General features: G+C 70.0%; 13 protein-coding genes. 6 read left to right on the top strand and 7 right to left on the bottom strand.

The annotated features are described in order from the left end of the window. The first annotated feature begins 86 nt into the window (after positions 1 to 86). Positions 87 to 476 carry a MerR family transcriptional regulator gene (locus tag Q0937_RS07675; protein WP_299301876.1) on the top strand — a complete coding sequence of 130 codons (390 nt, stop codon included), beginning with the start codon at positions 87 to 89 and terminating at the stop codon, positions 474 to 476. A gap of 91 nt (positions 477 to 567) precedes the next feature. Continuing rightward, positions 568 to 954, top strand: a complete 387-nt coding sequence (locus Q0937_RS07680) for a YciI family protein (RefSeq protein WP_299301878.1) — start codon at positions 568 to 570, stop codon at positions 952 to 954. Between the two features lie 35 nt (positions 955 to 989). Here Q0937_RS07680 and Q0937_RS07685 read toward each other — a convergent pair whose 3' ends face one another. The 3 genes from Q0937_RS07685 to aceA form a co-directional block, all read right to left on the bottom strand. Further along, positions 990 to 2,471: an Hsp70 family protein gene (locus Q0937_RS07685; protein WP_299301881.1), complete on the bottom strand. Its 1,482-nt coding sequence runs from the start codon at positions 2,469 to 2,471 to the stop codon at positions 990 to 992. A gap of 174 nt (positions 2,472 to 2,645) precedes the next feature. Then, positions 2,646 to 4,229, bottom strand: a complete 1,584-nt coding sequence (gene aceB / locus Q0937_RS07690) for a malate synthase A (protein WP_299302494.1) — start codon at positions 4,227 to 4,229, stop codon at positions 2,646 to 2,648. A gap of 256 nt (positions 4,230 to 4,485) precedes the next feature. Beyond that, complete coding sequence (aceA, locus tag Q0937_RS07695; RefSeq protein WP_299301884.1) at positions 4,486 to 5,823, bottom strand: isocitrate lyase; 1,338 nt, start codon at positions 5,821 to 5,823, stop codon at positions 4,486 to 4,488. Between the two features lie 162 nt (positions 5,824 to 5,985). On the opposite strand from aceA, the gene Q0937_RS07700 reads away from it, so the two are divergent. After that, positions 5,986 to 7,533, top strand: a complete 1,548-nt coding sequence (locus Q0937_RS07700; RefSeq protein ID WP_299301887.1) for an XRE family transcriptional regulator — start codon at positions 5,986 to 5,988, stop codon at positions 7,531 to 7,533. On the opposite strand, the gene Q0937_RS07705 is transcribed toward Q0937_RS07700, so the two are convergent. Both Q0937_RS07705 and Q0937_RS07710 read right to left on the bottom strand, forming a co-directional pair. After that, positions 7,490 to 8,170, bottom strand: a complete 681-nt coding sequence (locus Q0937_RS07705; protein ID WP_299301889.1) for an SDR family NAD(P)-dependent oxidoreductase — start codon at positions 8,168 to 8,170, stop codon at positions 7,490 to 7,492. The genes Q0937_RS07700 and Q0937_RS07705 overlap by 44 nt on opposite strands. Positions 8,171 to 8,195: 25 nt before the next feature. Continuing rightward, on the bottom strand, positions 8,196 to 8,816 hold the full coding sequence (locus tag Q0937_RS07710; RefSeq protein WP_299301892.1) for a LysE family translocator: 621 nt from the start codon (positions 8,814 to 8,816) through the stop codon (positions 8,196 to 8,198). A 162-nt stretch (positions 8,817 to 8,978) separates the two neighbouring features. On the opposite strand from Q0937_RS07710, the gene Q0937_RS07715 reads away from it, so the two are divergent. Beyond that, on the top strand, positions 8,979 to 9,407 hold the full coding sequence (locus tag Q0937_RS07715) for an Lrp/AsnC family transcriptional regulator (protein WP_299301895.1): 429 nt from the start codon (positions 8,979 to 8,981) through the stop codon (positions 9,405 to 9,407). Positions 9,408 to 9,484: 77 nt separating this feature from the next. Here Q0937_RS07715 and Q0937_RS07720 read toward each other — a convergent pair whose 3' ends face one another. Next, the gene (locus tag Q0937_RS07720; protein ID WP_299301897.1) at positions 9,485 to 10,249 is read right to left on the bottom strand and encodes a class F sortase; all 765 of its coding nucleotides are present in this window, start codon (positions 10,247 to 10,249) and stop codon (positions 9,485 to 9,487) included. Position 10,250: 1 nt separating this feature from the next. Then, a complete protein-coding gene (locus Q0937_RS07725; RefSeq protein ID WP_299301900.1) occupies positions 10,251 to 11,030 on the bottom strand; it encodes a CHRD domain-containing protein in 780 nt (259 codons plus the stop codon). 269 nt (positions 11,031 to 11,299) lie between these two features. Between Q0937_RS07725 and Q0937_RS07730 the strand changes: the two genes are divergently transcribed. Together Q0937_RS07730 and Q0937_RS07735 are read left to right on the top strand one after the other, a co-directional pair. Then, complete coding sequence (locus tag Q0937_RS07730; protein ID WP_299301903.1) at positions 11,300 to 11,908, top strand: flavodoxin family protein; 609 nt, start codon at positions 11,300 to 11,302, stop codon at positions 11,906 to 11,908. A gap of 37 nt (positions 11,909 to 11,945) precedes the next feature. Next, the gene (locus Q0937_RS07735) at positions 11,946 to 13,082 is read left to right on the top strand and encodes a glucose-1-phosphate adenylyltransferase family protein (RefSeq protein ID WP_299301906.1); all 1,137 of its coding nucleotides are present in this window, start codon (positions 11,946 to 11,948) and stop codon (positions 13,080 to 13,082) included. Positions 13,083 to 13,101: the final 19 nt, after the last annotated feature.

A 13,101-nucleotide genomic window follows, 5' to 3' on the forward strand; every position in this document is an offset into this window, starting at 1 on the left:
CAACGGTGTCCTCACATCGTTGTCACTTCTGAAGACACGCCGCTGACCTGCACGAATCGTCGCCGCAGAAGTCGTACAGTGCGGTCATGACCACCACTGACATAGCTGTGAGGACCACCGACGGGTCCACGTTCAGCATCGGTGAGCTGTCCTCCCGCACCGGGGTCAGCCATCGCTCCCTGAGGTATTACGAGGAGCAGGGCCTGCTCCTCGCCGAGCGCACCCCAGCCGGGCATCGTCGCTACAGCCAGGAGGCGGTGGACCGGGTCGGCCTGGTCCAGCGACTGTTCGCCGCCGGGCTCACGAGCACCGAGATCCAGCCGGTGCTGCCCGGCCTGGTCCAGGAGGGGTGCCGCACCGAAGATCTCGTGGCTGTGCTCAGCGAGCACCGCGAACGCCTGCAGCAGGAGATCGCCTGGCAGCTCGACACCATCGACATCCTCGACGAGGTCATCGAGTTCCACGGACAGTCCTGACGCTCCGGACCCGGGAGTCGCCGCCCCTTTACACTTCCCGTGAGACCTTCCGCGGAGGAGACTGGGCGGACCCTCTCGAAGGAGGCCAGCCATGGCCAAGTACGTGCTCCTGAAGCATTACCGAGGCGCCCCGGCCGGGGTGAACGACGTCCCGATGGATCAGTGGTCCGAGCGCGATGTCGCGGACCACATGAAGTACATGGAGGACTTCGCGGACCGACTGCGGGAGAGCGGCGAGTTCGTGGACTCCCTGGCGCTGTCCGCCGAGGGAACCTTCGTGAGGTATGACGGAGTGGGCAGTCCCCCGCTCACCGATTCCGCCGCCCTCGACGCTAAAGACCTGGTGGCAGGGTGGATCATCATCGACGTCGTCGATCATGACCGGGCTGTGGAGCTCGCCGCCGAGCTCTCTGCGGAGCCCGGAAAGGACGGCGAGCCGATCCACGAATGGCTCGAGCTGCGCCCCGTCCTCGGCTGAGGATCGCTCCCGGCACCCCTGCCGGGGCCCTGCGCTCAGGCCCGTCGGGCGAGCCCGTAGTCACGGCTGAAGCCGCTGCTCAGATCCGTGATCCGCACGGTGACGATGCCGGCGGCGTCCACCGTGTAGGTCTCCTCGATCTCAGGTCCGCCCTCCCGGCGCTCGACAGTGACCGCGGCGAGCTCCGCCGCATCGAGTTCGCGCAGCACGGGATCGAAGGGGAAGAGGACGTCCGCGAAGGGGACCAGGTCGCCGCGCGGCTCCCCTGCCTCGTCGAGCGCAGGGTGTTCGACGTAGCGGAACCAGCCCAGGTTGTGTGCGGCGGTGTAACGCCTGGTCACGCTGGTGCTGCCGGTCTGCGGCAGGGGCGCTTCCGGGGTGAGGACCTGGTCGAAGGTGACCCCCACGCCGGAATCCGCCTCGCGGAACACCCCGATGCCGCGGGAGAGCCGATCGGTGAGGGTGACGTCGGCGTCAGGGTCCACGGCGATCGCCAGCCCGATCGCGGTCGACGCCGCAGGATAGGGCGAGCGGTGGACCCGTCGACCGAAGCGATCGCGCAGCAGCCGGGCCACCAGCGGCAGCGCCGAGCCGCCGCCCACCAGGTAGATGCCCGCGATCCCGGAGTCCGCATCGAGCGTGCCGACCAGCGGCGTCATCACCTCCAGGGTGCGCTCGACGAGCGGTGTCGCGGCCGCGTAGAAGTTATCCACGGTGAGGATCACCGGATCGTGCTCCTCAGCGATCTCGACCATCACCCGGCGGGTCTGCGGGGTGAGGCGCTCCTTGGCCTCGCGGCACTCCTCGCGCAGAGCGGCGTGCTGCTCTGCGGTGAGGTCCTCGGGACGCAGACCTGCCCGCTCGAGCGCGAGGTCCGCGAGGACCTGGTCGAAGTCGTCCCCGCCCAAGCGGTTCTCGCCGCGGCTGCCGAGCACCACATGGCTGGCGCCGTCGGCCTCCACCAGGGAGCTGTCGAAGGTGCCGCCGCCCAGGTCGTAGACCGCGATGCGGGTGCGGCGCGAGGTCAGGGAGCGGCTCTGGTGGTGGGTGTACTCGAAGCCCGCCGCGGAGGGCTCGTTGATCATCGCGATCACGTCGATGCTCGCACGTCGGAACGCCTCGAGGGTCATCACCCGCTGGGCCGAGTGGGCGTGGGCCGGGACGGAGACCGCGACCTCCCCCATCGGCACCGGCAGGGCGGTGCGCACCGCGGTGAGATAGCCGGTGAGCAGGTCCAGCAGGGCGAACTCGCGCCCGCCGAGCTCGACCCTGGTCCCGGGATGCGTGGCGGGGTCTCCGAGCAGACGCTTGAAGGAGCGGAGGTGCGGTGCGCCGGCCCGCGCCGCACGTTCGGCCTCGAAGCCGTGGACCAGCGCATCCCCGTCGAGCGCGATCACGGAGGGGAAGTGGTCGTGGGGATCGCCGTCGGGGTCCAGGAAGCTCAGCACCGGGTAGTTCCCCCGGTCGACTCCTGCTGCAATGGTCCTGGTCGTGCCCACATCTATACCGATTCGCATGTGCTGACGATACCCTCGGGGGGATCCCGGAGCGCGACGGTTCCACGCGGTTCCACGTCGTTCCCGTCACGAAGGCCCCTGCGCCCCGATCTCCTCCCACTTTTGCTGGCCTGGCGACCGATGCGAAGGCCCGCATCGGTCGCCAGGGCAGCAGAACCGGAAACCCGCCCCCGCTCAGCGCAGGTGCTGCTCGTAGGCGGCGGTGGTGAGGAAGGCCGGGAACTCCTCCCCGAGCACCGCGTCCTTCAGCAGCTCGGCCGCCTCCGGGATACGGCTTCCCTCGTCGCCCGGGGACACCTCGGAGCCGGTGAGCTCCTCGGCGCAGCGGTCGATGAAGTACTCGATCCGCTCCTTGACGATCGGCATGCCCTCCTCGGTGAGCATCCCCTGGTTGATCCACTGCCAGAGCTGGGAACGGGAGATCTCGGCGGTCGCGGCGTCCTCCATCAGGTTGTCGATCGCCGCGGCGCCCTGGCCCCGCAGCCAGGAGTCGAGGTAGCGGAGCGCCACCTGGATGTTCTGGCGGATCCCGGCGGTGGTGATGCGGCCGCCCTCGACCCGCAGGTCCAGCAGATCCGCGGCGGTGACCTGCACGTCCTCCCGCATCCGGTCCAGCTGATGGGGGCGCTGCCCGAGCACCGCGGCGAACTCGGCGCGGGCAGCGGGGATCAGGTCCGGGTGCGCGACCCAGGTGCCGTCGAATCCGTCGGCCACCTCCCGGGACTTGTCCTCGGAGACCTTCGCGAAGGCGTTCGCGGTCACCTCGGGGTCCCGACGATTCGGGATGAAGGCGCTCATCCCACCGATCGCGTAGGCGCCGCGGCGGTGGCAGGTGCGCACCAGCAGCTCCGTGTAGGCCCGCATGAACGGCACGGTCATGGTCAGCTGGGCGCGGTCGGGCAGGACCTGGTTGCGACCGCGGTCGCGGAACTGCTTGATGATCGAGAACAGGTAGTCCCATCGACCCGCGTTCAGGCCCGCGCAGTGGTCGCGCAGCTCATAGAGGATCTCGTCCATCTCGAAGGCCGCGGGCAGCGTCTCGATGAGCACGGTGGCGCGGATGGTGCCATGGGCCAGCCCCAGGCGCCGCTCGGTGAACGTGAACACCTCATCCCACAGCCTCGCCTCGTGATGGGATTCGAGCTTCGGCAGATAGAGGTAGGGGCCGGCGCCGCGGGAGATCAGCTCGTGGGCGTTGTGGAAGAGGTACAGCCCGACGTCCACCAGCGAGCCGGAGGAGCGGCAGGAGCGGCCGTCGGCCCGCTGGTATCGCAGCTGCTGCTCGGGCAGGTGCCAGCCGCGGGGTCGGAACACGATGGTGGGGGTCTGTTCCCCCAGCCGGTACTCCTTGCCCTCGTCGGTCACGAAGTCGATCCTCCGACGGATCGCGTCGTGGAGGTTGAGCTGCCCGGTGATGACGTTGTGCCAGGTGGGGCTCAGCGCATCCTCCCCGTCGGCGAGCCACACGTTCGCGCCGGAGTTCATGGCGTTGATGGTCATCTTCCGGTCGGTGGGACCGGTGATCTCGACCCGGCGGTCCTCGAGGCCCGGGCCGGCGCCGGCCACCTGCCAGGTCGGGTCGTCACGGATCGCGGCGGTCTCGGGGCGGAAGTCGAACATCGCACCGCCGGAGATCGCCTCGCGCCGCATGGCCCGCGCCGTGAGCAGCTGGGAGCGGCGGCTGGCGAAGCGGTCGTGCAGCGCGGCGAGGAAGCTCATCGCCTCCGGGGTGAGGATCTCGTCGAATCGGTGCTCCATCGGGCCGAGCTGCTCGATCCAGCTGAGGCTCGCCGTGGTGGGACTCGCCTGGGCGCCGCTGGTGGGCCGGGACTGCTGGGTGGGTCGGAACTGCTGGGTGGGTCGGAACTGCTGGGTGGGTCGGGACTGCTGGGTGAGAGTCATGATCCTGCTCCTTCTGGGGCGGTCGTGCAGGGGGCCGGCGGTGGTGCGCGGGCCGGGACGTGAGGGTCATCTGCTCCCTCGAGGAGAGCTGCGCCGTTCAGAGCTGCGCAGTTCAGAACTGCGCCGTCTCGGTGGAGCCGACGAGAGCGAGGGTGCTCGAGCTCGGGTTCAGGGCGGTCGCGACCCGGTCGAAGTAGCCGGTGCCCACCTCGGCCTGGTGGCGATGGGCCGTGAAGCCGCGATCCGCTGCCGCGAATTCCGCCTCCTGCAGCTCGACGTAGGCGCTCATCTGCCGCTCCTGGTAGCCGGAGGCCAGCTCGAACATCCCGTGGTTCAGCGAGTGGAAGCCGGCCAGGGTGATGAACTGGAAGGCGTAGCCCATCGCGGAGAGCTCACGCTGGAAGGTGGCGATCTGGGTGTCGTCCAGGTGGCGCTTCCAGTTGAAGCTGGGCGAGCAGTTGTAGGCGAGCTTCTGCTCGGGGAAGTCCCGGTGGATCCGCTCGGCGAAGGTGCGGGCCAGCTCCAGATCCGGCGCGGAGGACTCCACCCACAGCAGGTCCGCGTACTCCGCATAGGCCAGGCCCCTGGCGATCACCGGTTCGATCCCGGGGCGGACCGCGTAGAAGCCCTCGGCGGTGCGCTCCCCGGTGAGGAAGGGCTGATCGCGCTCGTCGATGTCGCTGGTCAGCAGGTTCGCGGCGAGCGCATCGGTGCGGGCGATGATCACCGTCGGTGCCCCGGCGACATCCGCGGCGAGGCGGGCAGCGCTGAGGGTGCGCACATGCTGGGAAGTGGGCACCAGGACCTTCCCGCCCATGTGGCCGCACTTCTTCTCGCTGGCCAGCTGGTCCTCCCAGTGCACGCCCGCGGCGCCGGCCTCGATCATCGAGAGCATCAGCTCATAGGCGTTCAGGGGACCGCCGAAGCCGGCCTCGGCGTCGGCGACGATCGGGGCCATCCACTCACGACTGGTGGTGCCGGTCTCGGCGTGCTCGATCTGCGCGGCGCGCTGCAGGGCGTTGTTGATGCGACGCACCACGGTGGGCACGGAGTTGACGGGGTAGAGGGACTGGTCGGGGTAGGTCTTGCCGGAGAGGTTCGCGTCCGCTGCGACCTGCCAGCCGGAGAGGTAGATGGCCTTCAGCCCGGCGCGGACCTGCTGGACGGCCTGGTTGCCGGTCAGCGCGCCGAGGGCCCGCACCCACTGCTCGGGATCGGAGGTGTTCTCCTCGATGAGCTCCCACAGCATCTCCGCGCCGCGGCGGGCGAGGGTGCGCTCCTCGCGGACGGGTCCGGCGAGTGCGATGACGTCCTCTGCGGTGTGGTCGCGGCGCACGTTTCGCCAGCGGGGGTCGATCTCCCAGTCGCGGGAGAGCTCCTCGGCGGTCATGGTCTGGTCTCCGGGGCGGGGAGTGCCGGGCCGGGTGCTGGGAGTGGTGGGAGTGGCCATCGTCGGCTCCTCTGGATCGTGTGGTGTCTCGGGTGATGTTCTCGACGAACTTCATCGAGTAGTCACACTCTGCAGGCCGTGCAAGATGCCCAGAACCCCCTGAATCAAAGAACTTCTCCAATATTTCTGCCGAACAGAACTTTTCTGTGGCACCGTGTCCGCATGACTCACGACGTGGTGATCCCCCGTGCGGCCGACGACGACTCCTACGACCCGCTGCTGATCGGTCAGCGCATCCGCGCGCGCCGGCTGCAGCGGGGGCTGTCCCTCGCCCAGCTGGCGCAGCGGGTCGAGCGCGCTCCCTCCCAGCTGTCGGTGATCGAGAACGGCAGGCGCGAGCTCAAGCTCGGCGAGCTGGGCCGGATCGCCCGCGCCCTCGAGGTGGAGGTCGACGACCTGCTGGAGTCCGAGCCGCCGTCCCGTCGGGCCGCCCTGGAGATAGCACTGGAGAGAGCCCAGGCGGGCACCCTCTACCAGAGCCTCCCGCTGCCCGAGCTGCCGGTGCGCAAGTCCCTCTCCGATGCGGCGATCGAGACGATCCTGGCGCTGCATGAGGAGCTGCGGCGCCTGCACGAGGAGCGTGCCGCCACTCCGGAGGAGGCGCGGCGGGTCAACGGCCAGCTGCGCCAGGAGCAGTCCGAGGGAGGGAACTACTATCCCGAGCTCGAGGAGGTGGCCCGGGATCTGCTGGGACAGATCGGGCATCGGGGAGGCCCGCTGTCCCAGTCCAAGGTGTCTCTGCTGGCCTCGAAGCTCGGCTTCTCCCTGCATTCGGTGCCGGATCTGCCGCATTCGACCAGGTCCATCACCGATTCGCAGCACATGAGGATCTATCTGCCGCTCGGCAGGGCGACCTCGGATCCGCGCTCCACCGTGCTGCAGGCGATCGCCGCCCATGTGCTGCAGAAGGGCGAGCCCGCGGACTACGGCGACCTGCTGCGCCAGCGGGTGGAGACGAACTATCTGGCCTGCGCACTGCTGCTGCCCGAGTCGGGGGCGCTGGACTTCCTGCAGCACGCGAAGGCGGAGCGGGAGCTGTCGGTCGAGGATCTGCGCGATGAGTTCGCGGTCAGCTACGAGATGGCCGCGCACCGCTTCACGAACCTCGCCACCCATCACCTGGGCATCCCCGTGCACTTCTTGAAGGTCCACTCCTCCGGCACGATCCTCAAGGCGTACCAGAACGACGACGTGCGCTTCCCCACCGATGCTCTCGGGGCGGTGGAGGGGCAGCGGGTGTGCCGCTGGTGGAGCGCGCGGCGGGTGTTCCGCAGCGAGGACCGGATGCGCCAGTACTGCCAGTACACGGACAAGCCCGGCGGCACCTACTGGTGCACCTCGCACATCGAATCCGGGCCGGGCGGGGAGTTCTCGATCTCGGTGGGCACCGCCTACCAGCACACGAAGTGGTTCCGGGGTCGGGAGACCACAGTGCGCCACTCCTCCTCCTGTCCCGATCCGACCTGCTGCCGCGAACCGGATCCGACGCTCGTGGACCGCTGGGACGGGTCGGTGTGGCCGGTCGCGCGGCTGCACGCCTCGCTGCTGGCGGCGATGCCGACGGGCACCTTCACCGGGGTGGACCGGGTCTCGATGCTCGAGTTCCTCGAACGGCATGCGCCCTCGCGGACCGATGGGGACACCGTCCCCGCCCGGGCAGCTCAGCTCACCAGGACAGCTCGCGACGCGGCCGGACATGGATGTCGGTGAGCTGCACATCCTCGCTCGCGGTGATCGCGGTGAGGATCGCCGCAGCCACGGAGGAGGGTCGGATCAGGTCGCTGCGGTCCACGTCCCCGGTGAACATCGGGGTGTCGGTGGGTCCGGGGTAAACGGTGGAGACGCGGACCCCGTGAGCCTCCTCCTCGCCGCGCAGGCCGTTGGCGAGGGCCCGCAGCGCATGCTTGCTCGCAGCGTAGGGAGTGTTGCGGGGCCTGGCGGCGGTGCCGGCGCCCGAGTTGACGAACACGATGGTGCCGCGGGAGCGGCGCAGCGAGGGCAGGGCGTATCGGACCAGCTGTGCCCCGGCGGTGACATTGAGCGCGAACACCCGGGACCAGTCCTCGGCGTCCGTGCGCTCGACCCCGCCATCAGGCGAGATCCCCGCGGCGTGCACGAGCGCATCGACACGCGCGGGGAGGAGGGCGGCGAGGTCATCCGTGAGCAGGTCCGCGGCGCGCGGCGTGATCAGTGCCGAGCTGCGCCCGAGCTCGGCGAGCGCCTCCTGGTCACGTCCGATGGCGATCACGCGCCACCCCCTCTCGGCGAGCTGCAGGGCGACCTGCTGGCCGATGGCGCTGGAGGCGCCGGTGACGACGGCGGTGAAGGAGCTGCGCTGGGTGTCCATGAGTCCAGTCTCCCTCTGGGCTCGGCTACTCGCGGGCCACCCCGAGCACCAGCAGGACGGCGAGCGCTCCGTAGACGGTCCCGGCGGCCCCGTCCAGTGCCAGGCGCACCTTGCGTCGGCCGAGCACGGCGTCCCGGAACAGGCCCGCCGCGCTGCCGATCGCGAGATCCACGACGAGCCCGGTGAGCTGGAGCAGCAGGCCGAGCATGAGGATCTGGGCGAAGGGCCGTTCGCTCGCCGTGCCGAGGAACTGCGGGAGGAAGGCGACGAAGAAGAGAGCGATCTTCGGATTGGTGATGTTGACCAGGAAACCGCGGCGGAACACGTGCGCGCCTGTCCTCGCCTCCGCGATCTCCTCCCCCGCGTGCGCCCACGTCGTCACGGCGAGGACGAGCAGATATGCAGCGCCCGCGAGACGGATGGCATCGAGGGCCGACGGCAGCTGCGTCAGCGCCACCCCGAGACCTGTGGCCGCGATCACCACCCAGACCGTCATCGCGGTGGTCACCCCGAAGGCGCCCCGCACCGCCGCCCCGCGACCCTGGTTGATACCGGTCGCGATCATGAAGGCCATGTCCGGGCCGGGGGTCACCAGGATCACCATGACCGCGAGCAGGAAAGCGGGCAGGACGGACACATCGAACACTTCTCGCCACCTCGGAGACCTGCGGGAAGATGCTCCCGGAACCATGCCCTCACCTGGGCCAGGAGTGACAGTAGGGCGCAGCGGTGCGGTGCCGCAATCGCCGAGTTGCGGCCCGATCGCCGGAAGTCCCAGCACTCTGCGGGGCGGCAGTACGCTTTCTGCGTGCTCGACGATCTGGACCACCGACTCATCGCGCTCCTGCGCACCGACAGCCGCACTCCGGTGGCGGTCCTGGCGCGGGAGCTGGGCATCAATCGCTCGACCGTCACCTCACGGATCGACCGGCTCGTGGACAGCGGGGTGATCGAGGGATTCACGATCCGGGTCAGCAACGATCTCGCGCCGGACTCCGTCCGCGGCGTCATCCTCGTCGCGACCGAGACGCGCAGCAGCCACGAGGTGGTCCACGAGATCCGCGGCTACCCCGAGATCGAGGAGCTCCACTCGACGATCGGCACCTGGGACCTCGTGATCCAGCTCCGCAGCCGGAACCTCACCGAGTTCGATCTCGCACTGGAGCGCATCCGCGCCCTGCCCGGCGTGCGCTCCACGCAGACGAGTCTGCTGTTCAGCTCCCTGCGGACCGCATAGCCCCGCTGCCCGGAGAGCTCGACCGGAATCATCATCGCGCGCGGGCGCACGGGTCCGGCACGGGCCCGGGAGTGCCCTCAGTTCTCGATCAGCCGCGCGGAGATCACGGTGTTGTCCAGGTGGTGCCCGTCCGGGTCGAGGTCGCCGGCGCAGGTGATCAGGCGCAGCTCCGGCCCGTCGGTCCGTCCGTAGACGGCGACCGTGGGGAACTCGTCCTTGGGGTAGCGGGCCGAGTCGTACACCTCGAAGGTCGCCACCGTGCCGTCCTCACGGTCGACCTCGATCCGGTCTCCGGGCGTCAGGCCTCCGAGCTCGAAGAAGACGGAGGGCTCACCGCCCCAGGTGACGTGTCCTTCGATGACGGCGGGCCCGGACTCCCCCGGGGTGGGTGAGCCGTCGAACCATGCCGCCAGATCCGCCTGCTCGCCGCGCGGGGCGAGCAGTTCGCCGTTCTGTCCCAGACCGATCGGGAAGACCTTCTCGTCCACACCGATCGCGTCGATCCGCAGGGAGGTGGGTTCGGAGCCCGGGAGCGCTGCGGCGACGGCGGGTTCCGGTGCTTCCGGGGTCGGCTGCTCCGAGGGTTCCGCCGCCGCGGTGCCGGGGACGACCGCCGGCTCTGCGCCGTCGGCCGAGGGATCAGCACCTCCGCCGTCGGACTGCGCGGTGGCTCCCCTCTCGGAGCTCGCTCCGTCTGAGCGGAGCGGGGGTTCCGGCGGCGCGCCGACCTGGCTGGTCAGCGAGAACACCAGCAGCGCCGCGCCCATCAGGGCAGGGCCCGCCAGAGCGACGGCCGCCAGGCGACGGCCGCCGTTCCGACGGGGAGTTCCCTGAGGGGTCATGTCACTTCTCGGTCTGGCGACGACGCAGGGCGATACCACCGGCAGCCGCTGCGGTCAGCAGACCACCGCCGGCGAGCATGACGCCGGACTGCTCGATCCCGGCGGCGGTGCCGTCACCGGTCTCGGCACCGCCCTCGGGCCACTGCTCCATCTGGGCCACGTCCAGCGTGCCGCAGGCGGCGGGATCAGTGGCCTCGGACGGCAGCGCGGGATCCAGATCGGACATCTGGTCACCGTCGTAGGTGCCATTGCCGTTGTGGTCCACACCGTGCAGCACCACGGAGCCGTCGCCTGCACGCAGGCTCTCGGCCGTCGCGTCGTCGACCTCGAAGGTGCGCTCGTAGCTCGCGTCGCCGACCGGGTAGCGGTCGACGGCCAGGGCGCTGTCGGCGCTGGTGTCACCGTCGTTGGTGAGCGAGACCTTCACCGCCCCATAGGCGCCGGCAGCATCGGTGGTGCGGATCGCACCGTCCGCGCCGGTGCCCTCCATACCCGGATCGGGGCACTCGTTCGTGCCGCCGATGTGGATGTGCTGAGCGTGCGGGGCCTCGGCCTGCATGCCGGCGCTGTCGAGCTTCACGGTGATCTCGTTGCCTTCGAGCGTGATCCAGGCGGTGCCGGAGGCTCCGGAGTCGTTGAGCTCGGTGAGATGGGCCTCGAGCGTGGTGGATCCGTGGTCTCCGTCGTGACCCTCGGCCAGGGCGGCACCGGAGGCACCGAACATGCCGAGCACGGCCGTGGCCGCGAACAGGGGGAGCAGTCGCTTCGTCGTCGTGCGCATCATGACTCCTTCGTCGGACGCCGGACGACCCTGCAGCCGTCGTGGGCGGCGTTCCATGACGTGGTTCGGAGCACACGGAGGATCGGATGGGAGGGAATTTCTCGGCGCGGCGGGGAGGGCTCGTGACCGGAGGGGCCGGGACGCAGAAGCCGCTGGTCACCGGTGCCGACCCCGTCGGCCGACTGAACGGTCGAGATTCTCGACAGGCCCACCCACGGAGGCCAGCATGGCGGGACCGGCAGTCCGCCCCTCGATGGAAGGAACCACCGATGACCGACCTCTCCGCCCTTGCCCTCACCTGCTCCCTGACCCCCTCCCCCGCGACCTCGAGCAGCGATCGTCTCGCCCGACAGCTGCTGGACGAGCTCGAGCAGCACGGCGTGAGGACCTCCTCCGTGCGGGTGGTCGACCATGACGTCAAGCCGGGCGTGGCGGTCGACATGGGCGCCGGAGACGCCTGGCCTGCCCTGTACGAGAAGGTTCTCGCGGCGGACATCCTGGTGCTGTCCAGCCCGATCTGGCTCGGGCACCCCAGCAGCATCGCCCAGCGCGTGCTCGAGCGGCTCAACGGCGACTCGGAGACCGACGAGGGAGGTCGTCCCCGCGTCTTCGACAAGGTCGCTCTGATCGGCGTGGTCGGCAACGAGGACGGCGCGCACAAGGTGACCGCGGATCTCGGTCAGGGTCTGAACGACGTGGGCTTCACCCTGCCCGCGCAGGGCGCCACCTACTGGGTGGGTGAGGCGATGGGCTCGACGGACTATCAGGACCTCGAGGAGGTGCCGGAAGCCGTCGCCTCGACGACCGCGACGGCCGCCCGCAATGCCGCCCACCTGGCACGGCTGCTGCGGGGCTCGGCGTACCCGCCGGTCGGCTGAGGCCCACCGGCTCCGTCACGGACGTACCCTGACACGCATGCGCATACCCCGCACCCTCGCGATCGTCCTCGCCGGCGGTCAGGGCTCCCGAATGGGCGCCCTGACAGACGAGCGCGCGAAGCCCGCCCTGCGCATGGGCGGCTCCTACCGGCTGATCGACGTGGCGCTGTCCAACCTCGCCAACAGCCATCTGTCGAACGTCTGGGTGGTCGAGCAGTACCTCCCGCATTCCCTGAATGCGCATCTGGCAGCGGGCCGGCCCTGGGACCTGGATCGCCATCACGGTGGGCTGCGCACCCTGGCCCCGTTCGAGGGGGCGGAGGGTGAGGGCTTCGCGGCGGGGAACAGCGACACCCTGTGGCGGCAGAAGGCGCTGATCGCGGAGTTCGACCCCGAGCTGGTGGTGGTGCTCAGTGCCGACCACCTCTACACGATCAACCTGCTGGACGTGCTGGACACGCATGCGGCCGCCGGCGCGGACCTCACCATGGTCACCACCCGCCTCCCGCAGGACGCGTCCCGCCATGGGGTGGTGCGCACGGCGGAGGATGGCGTCGTCGAGCAGTTCTGGTACAAGCCGGAGGATCCTCCGACCGACCTGGTCGCCACGGAGATCTTCTGCTTCGACGCCCCAGCGCTGCTCGACGCGCTCGAGACCCTGCCCGATGAGGTGGGTGAGCTGCAGGACTGGGGCGACGACCTGATTCCCCACTTCGTGGAGCACCGCCGCACCGTCGAGCACCGCCTCGAGGGCTACTGGCGGGACATCGGCACGCTCGCCTCGTACTGGAGAGCGCACATGCATCTGCTGGACGGGGACGGGATCACGCTGGATGATCCCGACTGGCCGATCTTCTCCGCCCAGCCGCAGCTCCTGCCCTCCCGGGTGCGGGACGGCGCGCACGTGCGCGACGCGCTGCTCGCCCAGGGCAGTGACATCTCGGGCACGGTGGCGCACAGCGTGATCTGCCCGGGAGCGGTGATCGAGGCCGGCGCGGAGCTGGTGGACTGCGTGGTGCTCGATGGCGCGCGCATCGCCGCCGGTGCGCGTCTGCACGGCTGCCTGGTGCAGGACGGGGCGCAGGTCCCGGCGGGAGCCCGGCTCGGAGCCGAGGAGATGGTCACGCTCGTGGGGGCCGACGGCACGGCGGCGGAAGCGGTCCCGCGCGAGTGACGCTCTGCACAGGTCACCG

This window comes from uncultured Brachybacterium sp. (assembly GCF_947500705.1).
In the GTDB taxonomy this organism is placed as follows: Bacteria; Actinomycetota; Actinomycetes; order Actinomycetales; family Dermabacteraceae; genus Brachybacterium.